Genomic DNA, 18,910 nt, shown 5'->3' with positions numbered 1-18,910 from the left:
TGAGGGCCGTGAAAGTCGTCGCGGACCGGAACGTGTGCATCGGCGCGGGCAACTGCGTGATGACGGCGCCGGACGTCTTCGATCAGAGCGAGGACGACGGCACGGTGGTGCTGCTGCAGGACAGCCCGTCCGAGGAGCAGGAGGCGGCCGTGCGGCGCGCCGTCTCGCTCTGCCCGTCCGGCGCCATCGCGATCCGCGAGTCCTGATCAGCCGAGCCTGGTGAAGACGGGCGTCGGCGCGGGCAGGCGCCCGTCCGTCTCCGCGCACTGCCGGGCGACGCGGGCGGCGGCGTCCGGCAGGAACGGCTCCAGGTGTCCGGCGATCTCCCGGCAGGCCCGGACGAGCCTGGCCAGGACGGCGTCCAGCGCCTCGCCGCCGCCGTCGGCCCTGGCGAGCTCCCAGGGGCGGACGCGGTTGATGTAGCGGTTGGCCTCGTCGACGATGTCCCAGACCGCGCCGGTGGCCCGGCGGAAGTCGAAGTCGGCCAGGGCGGCGTCGACGGCGGCCGCCGCGTCGCGGCCCGCCCGGTCCAGGTCGGCCGCGTCGGGCGCCGCCGCCTCGGAGGGCGGGACGACGCCGTCGCGGTAGCGGTGGACCATGGCGACGACCCGGTTGACGAGGTTGCCGAGGCCGTTGGCCAGCTCGTCGTCGGCCCGCCTGACCAGCCGTTCGACGGTGAAGTCCGCCTCGCCGACGCGGGGCGCCTCGCGCAGCAGCCACCAGCGGACCGCGTCCACGCCGTACCGCCCGACCAGGTCGGCGGGGTCGGCGGCGTGCCCGCTCGACTTGCTGATCTTCTTGCCGTCGACGGTGAGGTAGTCGTGCACCAGGATCTCGGTGGGCAGCGGCTCCCCGGCCGACAGCAGCATCGCGGGCCAGTAGACGGCGTGGAAGCGGACCACCCCCTTCCCGACCAGGTGGACGCGGCGTTCGGCGTCCGTCCACCAGCGCCGGTATTCGGGGGCGTCGGTGCCGTAGCCGAGGGCGGTGAGGTAGTTGCCGAGCGCGTCCCACCACACGTAGATGACCTGGCCTGGGTCGTCGGGCACGGGGATGCCCCAGCCGCGGGCGCGGGCGGTGGACCGGGAGATGGAGAAGTCCTCCAGGCCGCGCTCGATGAGCGCGAGCACCTCGTTGCGGCGTTCGGCGGGTTCGATGCGCAGCTCGCCGCTGTCGATCAGGTCGTGGAGCCGGTCGGTGTAGCGGGACAGGCGGAAGAACCAGTTCTCCTCCGCGACCCGCTGCGGCTCGGTGCCGTGCTCGGGACAGCGTCCGTCCACGAGGTCGGGGGGCGTGTAGAACTGCTCGCAGCCGACGCAGTACAGGCCCTCGTAGTGCGCCCGGTACAGGTCGCCCGACGCGGCGCAGGCCCGCCAAAAGCGCTCCACCCCTACGCGGTGGCGCGGATCGCGGCTGGTGCGGATCACGTCGTCCACTGACAGTGACAGCGGCTCGGCCAACGCGACGAACGCCGCGGCGTTGCGGTCGACGAACTCCTGGACACCGACGCCGGCGGCCTCCGCCGCCAGCACGTTCTTCAGCGAGTTGTCGTCGGTGCCGGTCTGCAGTCTGACCCGTTCGCCCTTGCGGCGGTGATGGCGGGCGAGCACGTCCGCCTGCACGAGTTCCAGCGCGAAGCCAAGGTGCGGACGGGCGTTGACGTAGGGGATCGTGGTGGTGATGTAGGTGTGCGGTGCGGTCATGGGAACCTCCAGCCGGCCCGCCGGGGCTCCGACCGCCCGAAAATGCGCCGAGGCCCCGAGCGGGGCCTCCGAGTCGGTCGTCCGTGCAGCGTCAGCGGCCCCGCGAGCGGGGCATCATCACCTCGGCCGTGCACGGAAGCATGATCACAGGTTAACGCCGGCCGTCCGCGCCGAGCCACCCGTTTTCACGCCGCAGGCGTCCGTCGCCGCCCGGATCGCTCTCGCCGCGCGCACCCCCATAAGCCGACAATCCGGGAATCGCGGACGGCGGTCGGGGGTTGCCCCGGAGAAGGGATCACACGACGGGAGGACGGATGACGACCACGCCCGGCTGGGACGGCGAACAGCTCGACCTGGACGCCTACCTGCACCGCATCGGCTTCGACGGCGACCCGGCGCCCACGCTCGCCGCGCTGCGCGCCCTGCACCGCGGCCACGTCACGTCCATCCCGTTCGAGAATCTGGAGATCATGCTCGGCCGGGGCGTGCCGCTCGACCTGGCGTCCGTGCAGGACAAGCTGGTGCGCAGGCGCCGCGGCGGGTACTGCTTCGAGCACACCCGGCTGTTCGCCGCGGCGCTGGAACGGCTCGGTTTCGGCTTCACCGCGCTGACCGGTCGCGTCAGCATGGGCTCCGAGAACAAGTTCCGGCCCGCGACGCACGCGCTGCTGCGCGTGGAGACGGCCGACGACGAACGCGCGTGGCTGTGCGACGTGGGGTTCGGCGCCGGGCCGCTGGAACCCCTGGAGTTCGTCGACGGCGCCACCGCCACGCAGGGCGGCGGCTGGCGGTACCGGCTGGAGCGGCTCGGGACTCTGGACGGGCGCGTGCCGCACGTGGCGTGGTGGTCGCTGTTCCAGGCGCCCGCCCCGGGGACCGCGGACGGGTGGGTCGACCGGCACAACTTCACCGAGACGCCGTCGTTCCCCATCGACTACGAGGTGGGCAACCACTTCGTCGCCACGCACCCGCGTTCGCCGTTCAGCGCCCGGCCGTACGTCCAGCGCTACGCCGCCGACGTGCACCACGCCCTGGACGACCTCACGCTCACCACGTCCCGCCCGGACGGCTCGACCGACAAGCGCGAGCTGAGCCCGTCCGAGCTTCCGGCGGTGCTGGCGGACGTGTTCGACATCGTCCTGGACGCGTCCGACGCCGCCCGGCTCGTCGCGTCCGTCGAGGCGTCCGGACGCTGACCGCTCCCGCCGGACGGCGTTCCGCGGACGCGCCGACACGGTGAATTCCACCGTATTGAACGACGGTTGGTGACAAACCTTCCATGTACGGCTTTGCTGAGTTATGGTCCTGCCACACGGCAGGTACGGTCACCCCGCCGTGGACCAAGGCGGTTCGCCCATGCGGCTTCGTCCGCCCCCGGCAGACCTCCTACCGGCGTGCCCGTCCGGGGTAGCGGACGTCCCAGGGGCCTCGCCGTTCTCCCCCCAACGGCGAGGCCCCGCCCTTCGGGGTTGAATCCCTCTCCTCGGGTATCGGCCCTTCTATGACCGAACGCCCACAGGAAGACTCCCGGCCGCTGGCAGACCGGCGGGCCGAGGCCGACGCCCCGCAAGAGGACGACCCCGACTTCGCCGAAGAGCACACCACCGGCCCGACCAAGCCCCCGATCGCCGAGGCGGAGACGCCGGGCGGCGAGGACGAGGGCTACAGCCCGCAGACGGAAATCCCTTAGCCGGAAAGCCCCATCAGCCCAAGGGGCGGCGACATGGCGAAGAAGAAGACCGCCGAGGACGCGCCGTCCGGGACGGCACCGGACCGGCCCGCCCGGCTCGGACGCGACGCGTGGCGGGGCGTCGTCAGGCGCACGGTCCGCGAGTTCCGCGCCGACAACCTGGTCGACTGGGCCGCCGCGCTCACCTACTACGGCATCCTGGCGCTGTTCCCCGGCCTGATCGTGGTGGTGTCGCTGGTGGGCCTGTCGGGTGAGTCCGGCACGCGGACGCTGGTCGACAACGTCCGTCAGCTGGCGCCCGGCCCGCTGCGCGACGTGCTGATCAGCGGCATCGAGGGGCTGCAGGGCACCGCGCCCACCGCCGGCGTGCTGGCTGCCGTCGGCCTGCTGGTGGCGCTGTGGTCGGCGTCGAAGTACATCTCCGCGTTCATCCGCGCCGTCAACGCGATCTACGACGTCCCCGAGGGCCGTCCGTTCTGGAAGCTGGCGCCGCTGCGGGTGGGGCTGACCCTGCTCATGGTCGTGCTCCTGGGCGCCAGCGCGCTCGCGGTGACCTTCACGGGACGGCTGGCCGCGGAGGCCGGGCGCATGCTGGGCCTCGGCTCGGCGTTCGTCACCGGGTGGAACTACGCCAAGTGGCCGGTGATCCTGCTTGTGGTGATGGTGGCGGTGGCGACCCTGTACTGGGCGGCGCCCAACGTCCGGCAGGCCCGTTGGCGGTGGATCACCCCGGGCAGCGCGCTGGCCATCGCCGTGTGGATCGCGGCGTCGGCCGGATTCGCGGTCTACGTGGCGAACTTCGGGTCCTACAACGCCACCTACGGCGCGCTGGCCGGTGTGGTGATCTTCCTGGTCTGGCTGTGGATCTCCAACCTGGCCGTGCTGCTGGGCGCGGAGCTGGACGCCGAGCTGGCGCGCGCCCGCAAGATCGCCCAGGGGGCGCCCGAGTCCGCGGAGCCGTTCGCCGAGCCCCGCGACACCCGCAAGTTCTCCTCGAAAGAGCGCGAACAGTTCAGCGCGGCCGTCCATGACGGGCGCCGACGGGACGAGCAGGCTCCCGGCAAGCTCCCGCACTAACCCTTCGTCAGCGAGGCCACGATCTCGGCCGCGGGCGCGGCGGACGCCAGCCGATAGGACGTCCCCGCCCACAGGTGCAGCGCGTCGGCGTCCCCTCGCGCGGCCGCGGCCTTCCGCAGCGGCGCGGTCATGAAGTGCACCTCGGGGTACGCGGCGGGTGCGTGCGGCGAGTACTCGGTCAGGAACCGGTTGACCAGGCCCCGGGCGGGACGTCCGCTGAACGCCCGGGTGAGCGCGGTCTCCGTGAACCGCGGGTCGGCGAGCGCCGCCTTGTGCACGGCGGAGGCGCCGCTCTCCGGGCAGCGCAGGAAGGCGGTGCCGAGCTGCGCCGCGTCCGCGCCCAGGGCGAGCACGTCGGCGACGTCCGCGGCCGTGCCCAGCCCTCCGGCGGCGATCAGCGGCTGAGCCGTGGCCTCCCGGACGGCGGGCAGCAGCTCCCGCAGCGGCGTCCCGCCGTCGGCGTTGGTCCACGAGCCCTGGTGGCCGCCCGCCTCCACGCCCTGGACGCACAGGGCGTCGGCCGCGGCGGCGGCGCGGGCCTCCGCCACCGAGGTCACGGTCACGATCACCACGGCGCCGCGCCGCTGGAACGCCCGGATCAGCTCCTCGTCCGGGCAGCCGAACGTGAAGCTCACGATCGGGGGCGGGTCGGCCAGCAGATCGTCGATTTTGGCGTCCCAGTCGTCGGTGCGGTCGCCGGGTTCGCCCGGCGTCACGCCCAGCCGTTCGGCCTCGGGCGCCAGCCGTTCCGCGTACGCGGCCAGCGCAGCCGGGTCGACGGTGTCGCGGGACGGCATGAACACGTTCACCCCGAACGGCCGGGACGTCGCCGCGCGCAGCCGGTCGATCTCCTCCCGCATGGCGGCGGCGCTCTTGTACCCGGCGGCCAGGAACCCGAGCGCCCCCGCCTCGCACACCGCCGCAGCCAATTCCGGCCTCGCCGCCCCGCCCGCCATGGGCGCCTGCACGACTGGCACGTCCGGAAGCCACGATGCACCGCTGCGCACGTTCGCCACGTCGGCAACATAACGCGCGCCGCGGGGCCCGTCCGGCGCGGGGGTCAGGCGGCGGGGGTCACCTCGTAGCGGATGGGGAGGCGTTTGGGGCCGCCGACGAAGGTGGTGGCGACGTTCTCCGGCTCGCCCGCCAGTTCGACGGCCTTCAGGCGGGGGATCAGCTCTTCGAAGAAGGCGCGGACCTCCATCCGGGCCAGCGCGGCGCCCAGGCAGTAGTGGACGCCGAACCCGAAGGCCAGGTGCTTGTTGGGGTCGCGGCCGACGTCGAAGCGGAACGGGTCGTCGAAGACCGCCTCGTCCCGGTTGGCCGACGGGTAGGACAGCAGCAGCGCCTCGCCCTCCCGGATCCGGACGCCGCCCACCTCGCAGTCCGCGGCGGCCGTGCGCATGAACTCCTTGACCGGGGTGACCCAGCGGATCATCTCCTCCACCGCCGTCGGCATCAGCCCGGGGTCGGCGCGCAGCCGGTCGAGCTGGTCGGGGTGCTCGATCAGCGCGCGCAGCCCGCCGGCGATCGTCGAGCTGGTGGTGTCGTGCCCGGCGGTCGCGATGATCACGTAGTAGGAGGCGGTGTCGAAGTCGTTGAGGGGCTCGCCGTCGACGCGGGCGTTGGCGATCGCCGAGGCCAGGTCGTCGGTGGGGTGCGCGCGCCGCGCCTCGGTGATCTCCTTGAAGTAGGCGAAGAAGTCGAGCAGGACCTCGATGGTCTCCTCGGGCGTGGCGCCGCGCCTCAGGTCGGTGTCGCTGCTGCCGAACAGCTCCCGGGTGAGCTTGAGCATGCGGCCGTAGTCGGACTCCGGCAGCCCGAGCAGGGACAGGATCACGTACAGCGGGTAGTGCACCGCCACCTGCTGGACGAAGTCGCATTCCCCGCCCAGCTCGACCATCCGGTCGACGTACCGGCGGGCCAGCTCCCTGACGCGGGGTTCCAGGGCGCGCATGGCGCGCGGCCGGAACCAGTCGGCGCCGATGGCGCGCAGCACGCGGTGGTCGGGGTCGTCGATGTGGACGAGGGTGCGCAGCGCGATGCCCTGCTCCCGGCGCCGCCGGTTGATCTCGTCCTGCTCGGAGGTGGCGAGCAGCGGGCGGGGCTCGTTGAGGAACAGCGTGTGGTCCCGCTCGATCGCCATGATGTCGGCGTGCCGGGTGACGGCCCAGAACGGGTCGTAGCCGGGCGCCTCGACCCAGTGCACGGGCGCGTGGCGGCGCAGGACGGTCAGCGCGGCGTGCAGCCGGTCGTCGTCGGCGTAGGCGGTCGGGTCGGCGAGCGCCAGGCCCGCCTCTTCAACGCTCGGAGTCATCGGTCCCCATTCGTGTCCGATTCGTGTCCGGACGGCGCCTGCGGGGTTCCGGCGCTTCCCACCGGCGGTTCGGTTTCCGGCCTCACAGGTCGGTGAACGTGCCGTGGCGGCCGTGCCCGGCGGTGAAGCGGGCGACGCCCTCGGCGGCCTCGGCGAGCGAGCGGACCCCGTGCCCGTACTCGACCGCCAGCGCCTCCTCGTCGCCGAGCCCCTCGCACTCCAGCAGCGCCATGCGGTCGCCGCGCAGGCACGTCTGCGGAAAGCGGGCGATCTCGGCGGCGAGGTCCTCGGCGGCCTGCCGCGCCGTGCCGGGCGGGACCAGCCGGTTGGCGAGGCCGATCTCGTAGGCCTCCTGGGCGGACACCGGACGGCCGGTCAGGATCAGGTCCATCGCCCGGCTGCGGCCGATCAGCCGGGTCAGCCGGAACGTGCCGCCGTCGATCAGCGGCACGCCCCACCGGCGGCAGAACACGCCGAACGTGGCGTCCGACTCCACCACCCGCAGGTCGCACCACAGCGCCAGCTCCAGCCCGCCGGCCACGGCGTACCCGGAGACCGCCGCGATCACGGGCTTGCTCAGCCGCATGCGGGTGGGGCCCATCGGCCCGTCGCCGTCGGGTTCGACGCGGTTGCCGCGCTCGGTGCCCACCGCCTTGAGGTCGGCGCCCGCGCAGAACGCGCCGCCCTCGCCCCACAGCACGGCGACCGACGCGTCGGGGTCGGCGTCGAAGGCGCGGAACGCCTCGGCGAGATCGGCGGCCGTGGGGCCGTCCACCGCGTTGCGCACCTCCGGCCGCGAAAGGATCACCGTCGTGACGGGGCCGTCCCGCTCCACCCGCACAGCCGTCATGCCGCGAGACTACGGAACCCGGGCCGGGGAGAGAAGGCGTTCTGGAGGGTGACAGTTGCCTGGCCGGTACGGGCAGACCTGTCTGACATGCCCGGGCCGCCACCCTCCGCGGCGGGACGACCGCGGGTAGTGTCCACGCCGAGATGGCGAACACCTTGGGTCTGCGACCGCTGACCGCCCGTTCGGTCGTTCTCAGCACCCTGCTGGGCCTGCACCCGCCCCGGCTGCGCGCCCGGTGCCTGGTGCGCGTCGGCGCGCTGTTCGGCATCGCGGAGGGCACCGTCCGGGTCGCGCTGTCGCGGATGGTGGCGTCCGGGGACCTGGTGCACGTGGACGGCGCGTACCAGCTGTCCGACCGGCTGCTGCGCCGCCAGGCCCGGCAGGACGAGGCGCGCAACCCCCGCACCCTGCCGTGGGACGGCGACTGGGAGATCGCCGTCATCACCGCGGAGCGCCGTCCCGCCGCCGACCGGGCCGCGCTGCGCCAGGCGATGTCCGCGCTGCGGCTGGCGGAGCTGCGGGAGGGGACCTGGCTTCGGCCGGCCAACCTGTGCCGGGACCGGCCCGAGGTCGTCCGGCGGCAGTGCACGTTCCTGCTGGGGCGGCCCGAGGAGGACCCGGCGCAGCTGGCCGCCGGGTTGTGGGACCTGACCGGCTGGGCCGCCCACGCCGACGCCCTGCTCGCCGCGCTCGACCGCGCCGGGTCCCCGGCGGACCGGTTCACGGTGGCGACCGCGGTGCTGCGGCATCTGCTGCGCGATCCGCTGCTGCCGGAGCGGCTGCTGCCGCCCGGCTGGCCGGGCGCCGAGCTGCGCGCCCGCTACGCCGACTGCGAGGCCGATCTGGAACGTCTGCTCGCCGAACACCTGCCCGCGGACGAGATGTCCGGAACCGGAACCCGTGTCCGTCTTGCGAAATCGTGATCCTACCGATATTGCGTCCGACCTCTCGGAGCGTGACCCTCTCCCCCGTGGCCGGTGAAAAGCCGCTGGTCACGCGAAGGAGGTACACATGGCCGTGGCCCACGAGGCCCTGCGGGGGATGCTCCGCCGCAAACCGATCGAACAGATAGAGGACGAGGCCGGCGGGTCCGGCCTGCGGCGCACTCTCGGACTCTGGCAGCTCACCGCGATCGGCGTGGGCGGCATCATCGGCGCGGGAATCTTCTCGCTGGCCGGTGCCGTCGCCAACGAGACCGCCGGCCCCGGTGTGCTGTTCTCCTTTCTGATCGCGGGGGTGGCCAGCGCCGCCGCCGCGTTCTCCTACGCCGAGTTCGCCGGACTGATCCCCCGGGCCGGATCGGCGTACACCTACGGGTACGCGGTGCTCGGCGAGTTCGCCGGATGGGCGATCGGCTGGGACCTGCTGCTGGAGTACACCGCGATCGTGGCGGTGGTCGCCATCGGCATATCCGGCTATTTCAACGACCTGCTCGGGTTCCTGGACATCGAGCTGCCGCTGTGGATGATGGGCGCGCCCGGCACCGAGCCCAAGGACGTCGCCGCGGGCAGCTACAAGGTCAACCTGTTCGCGATGCTGCTGTGCCTGCTCATCGCGTACGTGCTCAACCTGGGCATGAAGAGCGCGGCCCGGTTCGAGACCGCGCTGGTGTACCTCAAGGTCGGCATCGTGCTGCTGGTCATCGTGGTCGGCGCGTTCAAGATCAATGCCGGCAACTACTCGCCGTTCCTGCCGTACGGCCTGGACGGCGCGTTCACCGGCGCCGCCACGGTGTTCTTCGCCGTGTTCGGATACGACGCGATGAGCACGGCCGCCGAGGAGTCGCACGACGCCCGCCGGCACATGCCCAAGGCGATCGTCTACTCGCTGGCGATCTCGATGGTGCTGTACGTGCTGGCCTGCCTGGTGCTCACCGGGATGGTCGACTACCGCGACATCAACACGACCGCCGCGTTCTCCTCGGCGTTCGACGACGCGGGGATGCAGACGGTCGGGCTGATCATCGCGGTGGGCGCGATCCTGGGCATCCTGACGGTGCTGTTCACGTTCATGATGGGCGCCGCCCGGGTGTGGTTCGCGATGAGCCGCGACGGCCTGCTGCCGGGCTGGTTCGCCCGCACCCACCCGACCCGCAAGGTGCCCACCCGCATCACCTGGATCCTCGGCGTGGCGTCGGCGCTGATCGCCGGGTTCCTGCCCATCGGGGAGGCCGCGGAGCTGACCAACATCGGCATCCTGCTGGCGTTCATCGTGGTGTGCGTCGCGGTGATCGTGCTGCGCTACCGGCGCCCCGACCTGCCCCGCCAGTTCCGCACCCCCGGCATGCCGATCGTGCCGATCATCGGCGTGGTGTTCTCGGCCTGGCTGATCACCTTCCTCAAGCAGGAGACCTGGCTGCGGTTCGCCGCCTGGTTCCTGCTCGGCTGCGTGATCTACTTCTTCTACAGCCGCCGCCACTCGCTGCTGGCCCGCGGCGCCGCCGCGGTCGCGGACGAGAACAAGTAGGCGCTCTCCCCCGGGGCGGTCAGGCGGCGAGCCGTTCCATCTCGGCGCGGATCGCCCCGGGGATCTCCACCGGACGGCGCGTGTTCCGGTCGACGAACACGTGCACGAAGTGCCCCTCGGCGAGCAGCGCGCCGTCCGGCCGGTACATCCCGATCTCCCAGCGGACGCTGGAGCGGCCGAGCTTGCCGACGCGCACACCCACGCTGATGGGGTCCGGGAACGACACCTCGGCCTTGTAGACGCAGTGCGACTCCACGCACAGCGCGATGGCGGGGCTGGTCACCGGGTCGAAACCGGCCGTCTTGATCATCCACTCGTTGATGACGGTGTCCATCAGCGCGTAGTGGACGACGTTGTTGACGTGCCCGTAGAGGTCGTTGTCCTTCCAGCGTGTGGGGACGGTCTCCCAGTGCGCGTACTCATCCCGGTTCACGGCGGTCAGTGTAGGGACAGGGTGTAGGGACAGGGTGTAGGGACGGGGCGCGGGTGCGGCGCCCACCAGGCCGCGAGGAAAGGGTCGGAGCATGATCCCGGCCTGGTGGACGCCGCGGTCCGAGACGGCGCCGCCGTTCAGAGGCCGGGCGACGCGGCGGGACGGCCGGCGGCGCGGGCCGCGTCGAAGCGCGCCTGGACGTCGCGCCAGTCGACCAGCGTCCACAGCTGCTCGACGTAGTCGGGGCGCACGTTGCGGTACTGCAGGTAGTAGGCGTGCTCCCAGGCGTCGAAGACGAGCAGCGGGGTGGTGTTCGCGCCGACGTTGCCGTGGTGGTCGTACACCTGCTCCACGATCAGGCGGCGGCTCAGCGGTTCCCAGGCGAGCACGCCCCAGCCGGAGCCCTGCACGGTGGACGTGGCGGTGGACAGCTGCGCGCGGAACGCCTCGAAGGAGCCGAAGTGCTCGTCGATGGCGGCGGCGAGCTCGCCGTCGGGGCGGTCCCCTCCGTCCGGCGACAGGTTCTTCCAGAAGATCGAGTGCAGCACGTGCCCGGAGAGGTTGAAGGCGAGGGTCTTCTCCAGGCCGACCAGCCCGTCGAACCGCCCCTCGTCGCGCGCCTCGGCCAGCCGCTCCAGCGTGTCGTTGGCGCCCTTCACGTAGGCGGCGTGGTGCCGGGCGTGGTGCAGTTCGAGGATCTCCCCGCTGATCGCGGGTTCCAGGGCCGCGTAGTCGTAGGGCAGGTCGGGCAGCGTGTAGGTCGACATGCCGCCACTATTGCAAATGACTTGCACCTGCGTCTAGTTAGCAACAACGACCTCGTACACCATCCCCGGGCGCCGGGGACGGGATGCGGCCGCCCGGCGCCCGTTGAGCCGGTGTCGGATCAGTGGCGGCGGCGGCCGCCGCGGAGGCGGGCGAGCAGCCCGCGCACCTTCGCCTGGGTGCGCGGGTCGCGCGCGTAGCGCTCGGCCTGTCCGCGCATCCGCCGCCCCTGCGGGCTGCTTGTGAATCGCCTGATGCGGTCCATGAGCGTGGGCATGTCTCCTCCTCGGTCCGGGTCCGAGAGGGCGCCCTCCGTCCGCCCACTGCGGGCGGACGCACGGCGGGCGCAACTCGAACCATTCGGGTGGTGCCCGCCGTATCCAGGTCGATGCTTCCTGTGCACCTACTGGCGGAGTCCCCGCACCTTCTCCTGGGCCTGTGGGTCGCGGGCGGCGCGCTCGGCCTTCTGCTCGCCCGCGCGGCCGAGCGGGCCGCCGGGAGGTCTCGTGAGCCCGCCGAGATGCGCCACGGCTTCTTTCCGCCGCCGGACGACGGTCCGGCCCGATTCACCGAGTCGTGGACGTGGACGGCGCCGCTTCGAAGGGCGGATCGGACGTCCGGCGGCGCGGGCGGCGCCAGGGTGACCGGCAGCGGCGCGGGAGCGTGCCCGCCCGCACTCGTGCAGCGCCCCCGCCATCGCGGGCGGGGGCGTCACCAGCACGGGGTCCTCACCCTACATCTTGATGTTGAACGGCGTACCGGCACCAGATCTAGGGCGTGTCGCTGGGAGCGTCGCCCGACGGGGGTCCCTTGGAGGTGCCGGTACCGCAGTGGGACGATAGCCCCGCCATGACCGCGCCCCCGCCGAGCCCGCTCTTCCGCGTCTCGCGCGCGGTGGTGTTCGCCACCGTGTGCGTGTCGCTGTCGACGCTCGGGCACACGGCGACGTCCCCCGCGGCGGTCCCGCCGTGGGCGGTGCTCGCCGGCTTCGGCGGCGTGCTGGCGGTGACGCTGGTGCTGGCGGGCCACGAACGTTCCCTGGCCACCATCCTCGGCGGACTGGTGGGCGGCCAGTTCGCGTTGCACAGCCTGTTCGCGAACGCCGCCGCGCCCGTGGCGCACCACCCCGCCGTGCTGCCGGGCGACGCCGCGCACGGATCGTGCCTGGGCATGCCGCTCGCCCACATCGCGGCCGCCGTCGTCTCGGCCTGGTGGCTGCGGCGCGGCGAACGCGCGGCCTGGTCGCTGGCGCGGCGGCTGCGGGCCCTGGCCGACCGGCCGATCCGGCTGGTGCTGGCGCTGCTGTTCGTCGAGCCGGCCCTGCCGCCCGTCGCGGCTTCTTCGGTTCCGTCGGCGGCGGTGCCGCCGCCCGCCGACCGGGTGCCGCGGTTCCCCCTCGTGCGCCGCGGCCCGCCCTGCCGTTCGAGGGCGCTCGTCACCGGCTGACGGGCGCCGTACGAGCCACGTCACCGGACGCCGCCGCCCGCGCGCGGCGCCTCCGGTGTGTTCCCGTACGCCTCGAACGGAGTCGTCATGTCCCTACGCAACGTTCGGCGTGCCGTCGTGGTCGGCGGAGTCGCCGCCCTTTGGGCGACCGCTCTGTGCACCGCCGCGTCCGCGCACGTCACCGCCAACCCCGAATCGGCCGAGCAAGGGTCGTACACCAAGGTGTCGTTCCGCGTCCCGAACGAACGCGACAACGCCTCGACCACCGAGGTCCGGGTGGACCTGCCGACCGACCATCCCGTCGCGCACGTCTCCGTCCGTCCCGCCCCCGGGTGGAAGGTCACGATCGAGAAGACCAAGCTGAGCATCCCCGTGAAGATCGAGGGCGGGGAGCTGTCGGAGGTCGTCTCCCGCATCACCTGGACCGGCGGCGAGATCGGGCCCGGTCAGTTCGAGGAGTTCGACGTGTCGATGGGCCCGCTGCCCACCGGCGTCGACCGGATGCTGTTCAAGGCCGAGCAGAAGTACTCCAACGGCGAGGTCGTCCGGTGGGACCAGGACCCGGGCGACGGGGGCGAGGAGCCGGAGCATCCGGCACCGGAGCTTAAGCTGACGCCCAAGGGGGCCTCCGCCGCGCCCGCCGCCGACAAGGCCGGCGTCCGGGCCGCCTCGGCCGCGTCCGGGTCGGCGTCCGACGGGACGGCGCGGCTGCTCGGCGGCCTGGGACTGGCCGCCGGAGTCATCGGAATCGGTGTCGGCGGGTTCGGTCTGGCGCGAGGAAGGAGCCGGTCATGAGGTGGCTGCGGGTGCTGATCGCGGCGGTGATCGCGGCGGTCGCGCTGGGGGCGACGGCCGCGCCCGCGTCCGCGCACGACGCGCTCAAGTCGGCCAGCCCGGCGTCCGGCGCCACGGTCGCGCCGCCGTCGGAGATCGTGCTGACCTTCACCAACAGCGTGCGCCTGCCGCAGGTGGTGGTGACGGACGCCGGCGGCACCGCGTACCAGTCGGGGGCGCCCCAGGCGACCGACAACAAGGTCACCCAGCCGCTGAACGGGACGCTGCCGAACGGCACGTACACGGTGGCGTGGCGGGTCGTCTCCGCCGACGGCCACCCGATCAAGGGCACCTACAAGTTCACGGTGGAGGGCTCCACCGCGCAGAGCCCTGCCTCGACGACGAGCGGCGCCGCGTCGCCCCCTCCGCCTTCGCCGACGGTGGGCACGAGCGGCGGCTCCGACGACGGCGGCGCTTCGGGCTGGCTGTGGATCGGCCTGGCCGCCGTGGCCGTCGCCGCCGTGGCGGGCGGCGTCGCCTGGGCCCGCCGCCCGGGCCAGAACTGACACCCGCGCCCTTTCCGCCCGCCCGCCGACCGCCCACCCGGCGGGCGGGCGCCCCTTTCGATACGTCTTCCTGCCTTCGCCCACCTGATGAGCCGCCTTCAGTGGGTGGGCGGCTCCAGGCAGGTGCCCTCCGCCGTCGTCCCCTCCACCCGGACGAGAAGCCGACGGGGACGTACGTCCCCGAGCACGCAACCGCGCTCCCCGACGCGCACAGCGAACTCCGCACCCGGTGGCGGCGTGGCCGAGGACGACAACGGCGACGCGCGCACGGGCCTCACCTGGACCCGATCACTCGGATAGCCGAGGCCGAGCAGCGCGCCCTCCACCGCTTGGACGGAGAACTCCTTGTTCTCCCTCAGCTCCTTCAGCGCCGACCGAACCCTGCCTTCGGCCGCGCGCGCAAGCCGTTCATCCTCCTTCGAGAGCGCCCGCCGGTACTTCCAGGCGTTGTTCTCCTGGTGATGCGGAGCCGACTCCCCCGGCGGCGACGCTGGGGCGGGCACCGAAGGCCGCGTCGCAACGGGGGACGACGACGGCAGCGAACTGACGGTCTCCGTCCCGCACCCCACGCCCAAGACACCCGTCACCGCGACGAGAACGAGCGCCCGCCCAGAAATCACCACACGCTCGATTGTCACGGCCCCGCCGGCGACCGCCACCTGCGGCAGTGCCGACCGGCGGCCGGGTCCTGATCGCCGAAGCGGCGGCGGGGCCCGGCCGCCCTCTTTTGTGCGAGTTCAGGCTTCATCGGGCTCCGCGAGGCGGGGCGTTTTCGAGTGCGCCGGATCCTCTTGGGCGTCGGCCTCGACCTTGGCGAGCATGCGCCTGAGCAGGTCGTCCAGTGTCGCCTGCGCGGCGGGGTCGAGTGCGGCGACCATGTCGGCTTCGGCGTCCCCGCGCAGGCGCATCGCGGCGAGCCACTTGGCGTGGCCGGCCTCGGTGAGCTCCACCTCGACCCGCCGCCGGTCGCCCGGGCGGCGCAGCCGGCGGACCAGTCCGGCCTGTTCCAGGGTGTCGAGTCGCCCGGTCATCCCGGCGGGGGAGAGCATGAGCTCCTGCGCCAGGTGGGAGGGCGTCATCGTGCCTCCGTGGGCGACCAGCCGGTGCAGGGTCTCGAACTCGAACTCCTGCAGCCCGACCTGGGCCAGCGCCCGGTCCTTGGCCTGGCGGACGTGCTTCACGAGGAACTGCATCCGGGTGACGATCGCCTCGGTGCGCTCGTCATAGGGCGCCTTGCCGCGCCAGCGGGCCAGGTGGCGATCGACGGAGTCCTCCATGCGGCCAGTATGCTGCGCTTCCGAATAATTCGTTGACGAAATTTACGTCAGCGAAGTACCGTCCCGCGGCATGCGTCGACTGATCTTCGGCCGGGCCTGCGCCGCCCTGGCCACCGCGCTCATCCCGACGACCCTGACGCTCGCGGTGGTGCGGGCCACCGGCTCCTCCGGCGCGCTCGGCGTCGTCCTGGCCGCCGAGCTGGTCCCGATGCTGGTGCTGCTGCCGGTCGCCGGAGTGGTCGCCGACCGGTTCCCGGCCCAGCGGGTGGTGTTCGCCGCCGACCTGCTGCGGGGCGCCGCGCAGGCCGCGATCGGCGTGGAACTGCTGCGCGGCCCCGCCCGGGTTCCCGAGCTGGCCGCCCTGGCGGCCGTCACCGGCGCCGCGGTGGCTTTCGGCACCCCCGCGGTGCGGCGGCTGGTCGCGGGCGTCGTCGAGGGGGCGGACCGGCTCCGGGCCAACGCCCGGCTCGGCGTCGCCGAGGGGCTGGCCCAGATGGCCGCGCCGGCCGCGGCCGGCGGACTGGTGCTGGCGGCCGGGCCCGGCTGGTCGTCGCTGCTCACCGCCGGGCTTTTCGCGGTCTCCGCGACGACGCTCGGCGGGCTCGCCCCGCGCGGCACCGCGCCGTCCGTCGAAAGGGAGCGGTTCACCGCGCAGCTGCGCGAGGGGTGGCGGGAGACCCGGCGGCACACGTGGTTCCTGGCCATGGTCGCCGGGCACGGCGTCTGGCACCTGGCGGCGGGCTTCCTGCTGACGCTCGGCCCGGTCATCGCGGTCCGGCACCTGGGCGGGGAGACCGCCTGGGTGGTCATCGCCCAATCCGGCACCGCGGCCATGCTGATCGGTGCGTTCGGCGCGGGGCGGCTGCGGGTCCGCCGCCCGCTGGTCGCGGTCGCGTTCGGCGGCGCGGCGTACGGGCTGCCGCTGGCCGCGTTCGGGGCGGCCGCGCTCGCCCCGTCCGCCGCGCCGCTGGCGGTCGTCGCGCCGGCCTACTTCGCGGCCATGCTCGGCCTCGGTGTGCTCAACCCGCTGTGGGAGACGACGCTGCAGCGGCGGATCCCGCAGGACGCGCTGGGCCGGGTCGGCTCGTTCGACGCGCTGATCTCCTTCGCCAGCCGGCCGCTCGGCATGGCGGTGGCGGCCCCGGTCGCCGCGGTGACCGGGACGGCCGCGCCGCTACTGGTCCTGGCGGTCCTGGTCGCCGCGGCGAACCTGGCCGGGCTGCTGCTCACGGACGTCCGGGACGACCGGGTCGATCCGCTCGGCGGGCCGCGCCGCGACGACCCGGCGGGCGGGGGCGACGACCGGGCGGTGGGCCGGCTCGTCCGGGACGCCGATTGACCTGCGCCGGACACCGACGCCGCCCTGTCCGGCGCAGAGAGCAAGAGCGAGGCCGAAACATGCCGCGGGTTCAGACTTCATCGACGCGGTCGGTGCTCGGCCGGGGGCGGGCGCGTTCCGCAGCCGAGGTCGGCGGGGTGTCGCGCCGCACCGGGTGCGCTGGGCGGCCGCCGCGCCCGTGGACGAGGACGGCGAGGATGCCGAGCGCGGTGGCCAGGCCCATGCCGATGCGCAGACCGGCGAGGCCGTAGCCGGACAGGGCCCAGGCGGTGGTGGCCAGGGCGGGGCCCAGGGAGAAGCCGAGTTGGCGGGCCAGGCTTTGGGCGGCGCCCGCCATGCCGTGGGCGTCGTCCGGGGCGTTCCTCATGAGCAGGGCGAAGTTCGGGCCTGCGAACAGCCCAGTGCCCGCTCCCGCGACCGCCAGGCGCCAGGCGAGGTCGGCGGGGGTCCAGCCTGGGCCGAGCGGGATCATCAGGGCGGTGCCCAGGGCCCCGACCACGACGCCCAGGCCGACGGTGCGGGACGCGCCCCACCGGTCGGCCAGGAGCCCGCCGACCGGACCCGCCAGCACCATGCCCGCGGGGAACGCCAGGATCGCGGTGCCCGCGGCGGCCGCTGACAGGCCGAGGACGCGCTGGAGGTAGAACGGGGCGAGGAACTCGACCGACGCGACGGCCGCCGCGTTCATCAGCACCAACAGCAATGGCGCGGTCACCCCCGGCATGCGCGCGAGGGCACGGGCCGGGCGGCTCGCGTCCATGCGCGTCCACAGCAGCAGCGGCGGCACGGCCGCGGCGCACAGGCCCAGCCAGCCGAGGCCGCGGCCCGCCGCGAGCGACAGACCCAGCAGCAGGGCGCCCATGGCGAGCGTGAGCACGGCGGCCTCGGCGAGCAGATCGCGGGACGGGCGGCGCAGCGGCCCGTCCGGCGGCATCTGCCGGAGCGCCACCGCGATGACGAGCACGCCGAGCGGGCCGTTGACGTAGAAGATCCATGGCCAGCCCCATGCCTGGACGATGAGGCCGCCGACCGCGGGCGCGCTGACGGCGCCGAGCGGCCCGACCGTCATCACCAGCGAGGTCGCCCGCGCCGCCCGCCCGGGGCGGACGGCTCGCGTGGCGACCACCGGGACGAGGGCGAACAGCGCGCCGGCGAAGGCGCCCTGCCCGACGCGGGCCGCCACCAGCCAGCCGAGCCCCGGCGCCGCTCCGGCGGCGAGGCCGGCGGCGGTGAAGCCGCCGACCAGCGGGACGAGGGCGGCCCGCGCGCCGACCCGGTCGAGCCAGCGTCCGGCGGGCAGGGTGACGGCGACCAGCGGCAGCAGGTAGCCGAGGACGACCCATTCGGTGGCGGCGGTGCGGACGCCGAAGTCGCGTTCCAGGGCGGGCAGCGCCACCGCGACCACGCCGGCGTCGAGGGTGGCCATGAAGACCACCAGGCCCATCGCGGCCACCAGCGGCCAGCGATCGCGGTCGTGCTCCGCCGTCCCCGCCACGTCGCCTCCCCAAAACTTCACACCATGTGCACTTTGGAAAGTACACACTGTGTGCAGTTCCGGCAAGAGGGGAAGACCTGCGAGCATGTCCGCCATGGCGCGGGAGATCGACGCACCCCGGAACGCGCGCGGCCGCCGGTCCCGGTCCGCCCTGCTGCGCGCGGCGCGCGAGCTCATCGAGGAGCGGGGCGTCGAGGCCGTCACCATGGCGGCGGTCGCCGAACGCGCCGGGGTCACCCGCCGCGCCGTCTACCTGCACTTCCGGTCCCGCGGCGAGCTGATCAACGAGCTGTTCGGGCACATCGCCGACACCGAGGACCTGCCGGGCCGGTTCGCCGCGGTCGACGACGCGCCCGACGGCGTCGCCGCGCTGGAGGAGTTCGCGCGGGCGCACGCCGCGTTCATGGCGCGGACCCTGCCGTTCTCCACGGCCGTCGAACGCGTCGCGCACGCCGATCCGGACGCGGCCCGGCACTGGGAGACGGTGCTGTACTGGCGCAACGAGACCAACAAGGCCCTCATCCGACGGCTGCACGACGAGGGCGTCCTGGCCCCCGGGTGGACGGTCGACACCGCCGCCGACATGCTCCTCGCCCTCACCTCCAACGGCGTCATCCGCACGCTGCTGGAGCGCGGCTGGAGCGTCGAACAGGTCGGCGCGCACATGGCGCGCGTCCTGCGCGCCGCGTTCACGGCCGGGTGACGGCTACCC

General features: G+C 73.6%; 22 protein-coding genes. 11 read left to right on the top strand and 11 right to left on the bottom strand.

Going from position 1 to position 18,910, the window contains the following annotated elements; genetic code table 11:
- Positions 1–8 precede the first annotated feature (8 nt).
- Positions 9–206, top strand: coding sequence for a ferredoxin (locus AR3_RS09810; protein WP_067911845.1), 198 nt, complete (start codon positions 9–11; stop codon positions 204–206).
- Here the strand turns inward: AR3_RS09810 and AR3_RS09805 are convergent, their stop codons facing one another.
- A complete protein-coding gene (locus tag AR3_RS09805; RefSeq protein WP_067911843.1) occupies positions 207–1,703 on the bottom strand; it encodes a methionine--tRNA ligase in 1,497 nt (498 codons plus the stop codon). It abuts the gene before it with no gap.
- Positions 1,704–2,017: 314 nt separating this feature from the next.
- On the opposite strand from AR3_RS09805, the gene AR3_RS09800 reads away from it, so the two are divergent.
- From AR3_RS09800 to AR3_RS09790, 3 genes are all read left to right on the top strand, one after another.
- Positions 2,018–2,899 (top strand): arylamine N-acetyltransferase family protein, encoded by an 882-nt coding sequence (locus AR3_RS09800; RefSeq protein WP_067911840.1) that lies wholly within the window; start codon positions 2,018–2,020, stop codon positions 2,897–2,899.
- A 305-nt stretch (positions 2,900–3,204) separates the two neighbouring features.
- Positions 3,205–3,393 (top strand): hypothetical protein, encoded by a 189-nt coding sequence (locus AR3_RS09795; RefSeq protein WP_067911837.1) that lies wholly within the window; start codon positions 3,205–3,207, stop codon positions 3,391–3,393.
- Between the two features lie 33 nt (positions 3,394–3,426).
- Positions 3,427–4,470, top strand: coding sequence for a YihY/virulence factor BrkB family protein (locus AR3_RS09790; protein ID WP_083951220.1), 1,044 nt, complete (start codon positions 3,427–3,429; stop codon positions 4,468–4,470).
- On the opposite strand, the gene AR3_RS09785 is transcribed toward AR3_RS09790, so the two are convergent.
- The 3 genes from AR3_RS09785 to AR3_RS09775 all read right to left on the bottom strand — a co-directional run bounded on the left by AR3_RS09785 (position 4,467) and on the right by AR3_RS09775 (position 7,637).
- Positions 4,467–5,447, bottom strand: a complete 981-nt coding sequence (locus AR3_RS09785) for a nitronate monooxygenase (RefSeq protein WP_227023111.1) — start codon at positions 5,445–5,447, stop codon at positions 4,467–4,469. The genes AR3_RS09790 and AR3_RS09785 overlap by 4 nt on opposite strands.
- 83 nt (positions 5,448–5,530) lie before the next feature.
- Positions 5,531–6,787: a cytochrome P450 gene (locus tag AR3_RS09780; protein ID WP_067911831.1), complete on the bottom strand. Its 1,257-nt coding sequence runs from the start codon at positions 6,785–6,787 to the stop codon at positions 5,531–5,533.
- An 82-nt stretch (positions 6,788–6,869) separates the two neighbouring features.
- Complete coding sequence (locus tag AR3_RS09775; RefSeq protein WP_067911829.1) at positions 6,870–7,637, bottom strand: crotonase/enoyl-CoA hydratase family protein; 768 nt, start codon at positions 7,635–7,637, stop codon at positions 6,870–6,872.
- Positions 7,638–7,780: 143 nt separating this feature from the next.
- Here AR3_RS09775 and AR3_RS09770 point away from each other — a divergent pair, with 143 nt between their 5' ends.
- Entirely contained in the window at positions 7,781–8,560 is a 780-nt protein-coding gene (locus AR3_RS09770; protein ID WP_067911826.1) for a PaaX family transcriptional regulator C-terminal domain-containing protein, read from the top strand.
- A gap of 88 nt (positions 8,561–8,648) precedes the next feature.
- Positions 8,649–10,103 carry an amino acid permease gene (locus tag AR3_RS09765; RefSeq protein WP_067911823.1) on the top strand — a complete coding sequence of 485 codons (1,455 nt, stop codon included), beginning with the start codon at positions 8,649–8,651 and terminating at the stop codon, positions 10,101–10,103.
- A gap of 19 nt (positions 10,104–10,122) precedes the next feature.
- On the opposite strand, the gene AR3_RS09760 is transcribed toward AR3_RS09765, so the two are convergent.
- From AR3_RS09760 to AR3_RS32575, 4 genes are all read right to left on the bottom strand, one after another.
- Positions 10,123–10,536: an acyl-CoA thioesterase gene (locus AR3_RS09760; protein ID WP_067911821.1), complete on the bottom strand. Its 414-nt coding sequence runs from the start codon at positions 10,534–10,536 to the stop codon at positions 10,123–10,125.
- A 137-nt stretch (positions 10,537–10,673) separates the two neighbouring features.
- Complete coding sequence (locus AR3_RS09755) at positions 10,674–11,303, bottom strand: superoxide dismutase (RefSeq protein WP_067911817.1); 630 nt, start codon at positions 11,301–11,303, stop codon at positions 10,674–10,676.
- Between the two features lie 119 nt (positions 11,304–11,422).
- Positions 11,423–11,578 (bottom strand): hypothetical protein, encoded by a 156-nt coding sequence (locus tag AR3_RS31035; RefSeq protein ID WP_169803806.1) that lies wholly within the window; start codon positions 11,576–11,578, stop codon positions 11,423–11,425.
- A 126-nt stretch (positions 11,579–11,704) separates the two neighbouring features.
- Entirely contained in the window at positions 11,705–11,830 is a 126-nt protein-coding gene (locus AR3_RS32575; RefSeq protein WP_281179243.1) for a hypothetical protein, read from the bottom strand.
- Between the two features lie 320 nt (positions 11,831–12,150).
- Here AR3_RS32575 and AR3_RS09750 point away from each other — a divergent pair, with 320 nt between their 5' ends.
- The 3 genes from AR3_RS09750 (at position 12,151) to AR3_RS09740 (ending at position 14,087) form a co-directional block, all read left to right on the top strand.
- Complete coding sequence (locus AR3_RS09750) at positions 12,151–12,747, top strand: hypothetical protein (protein WP_067911814.1); 597 nt, start codon at positions 12,151–12,153, stop codon at positions 12,745–12,747.
- A gap of 87 nt (positions 12,748–12,834) precedes the next feature.
- Entirely contained in the window at positions 12,835–13,542 is a 708-nt protein-coding gene (locus AR3_RS09745; protein WP_067911947.1) for a YcnI family copper-binding membrane protein, read from the top strand.
- Positions 13,539–14,087 carry a copper resistance CopC family protein gene (locus AR3_RS09740; protein ID WP_227023112.1) on the top strand — a complete coding sequence of 183 codons (549 nt, stop codon included), beginning with the start codon at positions 13,539–13,541 and terminating at the stop codon, positions 14,085–14,087. The genes AR3_RS09745 and AR3_RS09740 overlap by 4 nt, the downstream gene beginning before the upstream one ends.
- Before the next feature lie 98 nt (positions 14,088–14,185).
- Here the strand turns inward: AR3_RS09740 and AR3_RS09735 are convergent, their stop codons facing one another.
- Both AR3_RS09735 and AR3_RS09730 read right to left on the bottom strand, forming a co-directional pair.
- On the bottom strand, positions 14,186–14,746 hold the full coding sequence (locus AR3_RS09735) for a hypothetical protein (RefSeq protein WP_067911811.1): 561 nt from the start codon (positions 14,744–14,746) through the stop codon (positions 14,186–14,188).
- 78 nt (positions 14,747–14,824) lie between these two features.
- Positions 14,825–15,364 carry a MarR family winged helix-turn-helix transcriptional regulator gene (locus AR3_RS09730; protein ID WP_067911809.1) on the bottom strand — a complete coding sequence of 180 codons (540 nt, stop codon included), beginning with the start codon at positions 15,362–15,364 and terminating at the stop codon, positions 14,825–14,827.
- A 70-nt stretch (positions 15,365–15,434) separates the two neighbouring features.
- Here AR3_RS09730 and AR3_RS09725 point away from each other — a divergent pair, with 70 nt between their 5' ends.
- Positions 15,435–16,703, top strand: a complete 1,269-nt coding sequence (locus AR3_RS09725; RefSeq protein WP_083951216.1) for an MFS transporter — start codon at positions 15,435–15,437, stop codon at positions 16,701–16,703.
- 70 nt (positions 16,704–16,773) lie between these two features.
- Here AR3_RS09725 and AR3_RS09720 read toward each other — a convergent pair whose 3' ends face one another.
- Complete coding sequence (locus AR3_RS09720; protein ID WP_067911806.1) at positions 16,774–18,198, bottom strand: MFS transporter; 1,425 nt, start codon at positions 18,196–18,198, stop codon at positions 16,774–16,776.
- A gap of 94 nt (positions 18,199–18,292) precedes the next feature.
- Between AR3_RS09720 and AR3_RS30405 the strand changes: the two genes are divergently transcribed.
- Positions 18,293–18,901, top strand: a complete 609-nt coding sequence (locus AR3_RS30405) for a TetR/AcrR family transcriptional regulator (protein ID WP_169803805.1) — start codon at positions 18,293–18,295, stop codon at positions 18,899–18,901.
- Positions 18,902–18,910: the final 9 nt, after the last annotated feature.

The organism is Actinomadura rubrobrunea NBRC 15275, assembly GCF_001552235.1.
GTDB lineage: Bacteria > Actinomycetota > Actinomycetes > Streptosporangiales > Streptosporangiaceae > Spirillospora > Spirillospora viridilutea.
The sequence above is the reverse complement of the archived record's forward strand: the minus strand, read 5'-3'. Positions and strand labels throughout refer to the sequence as shown.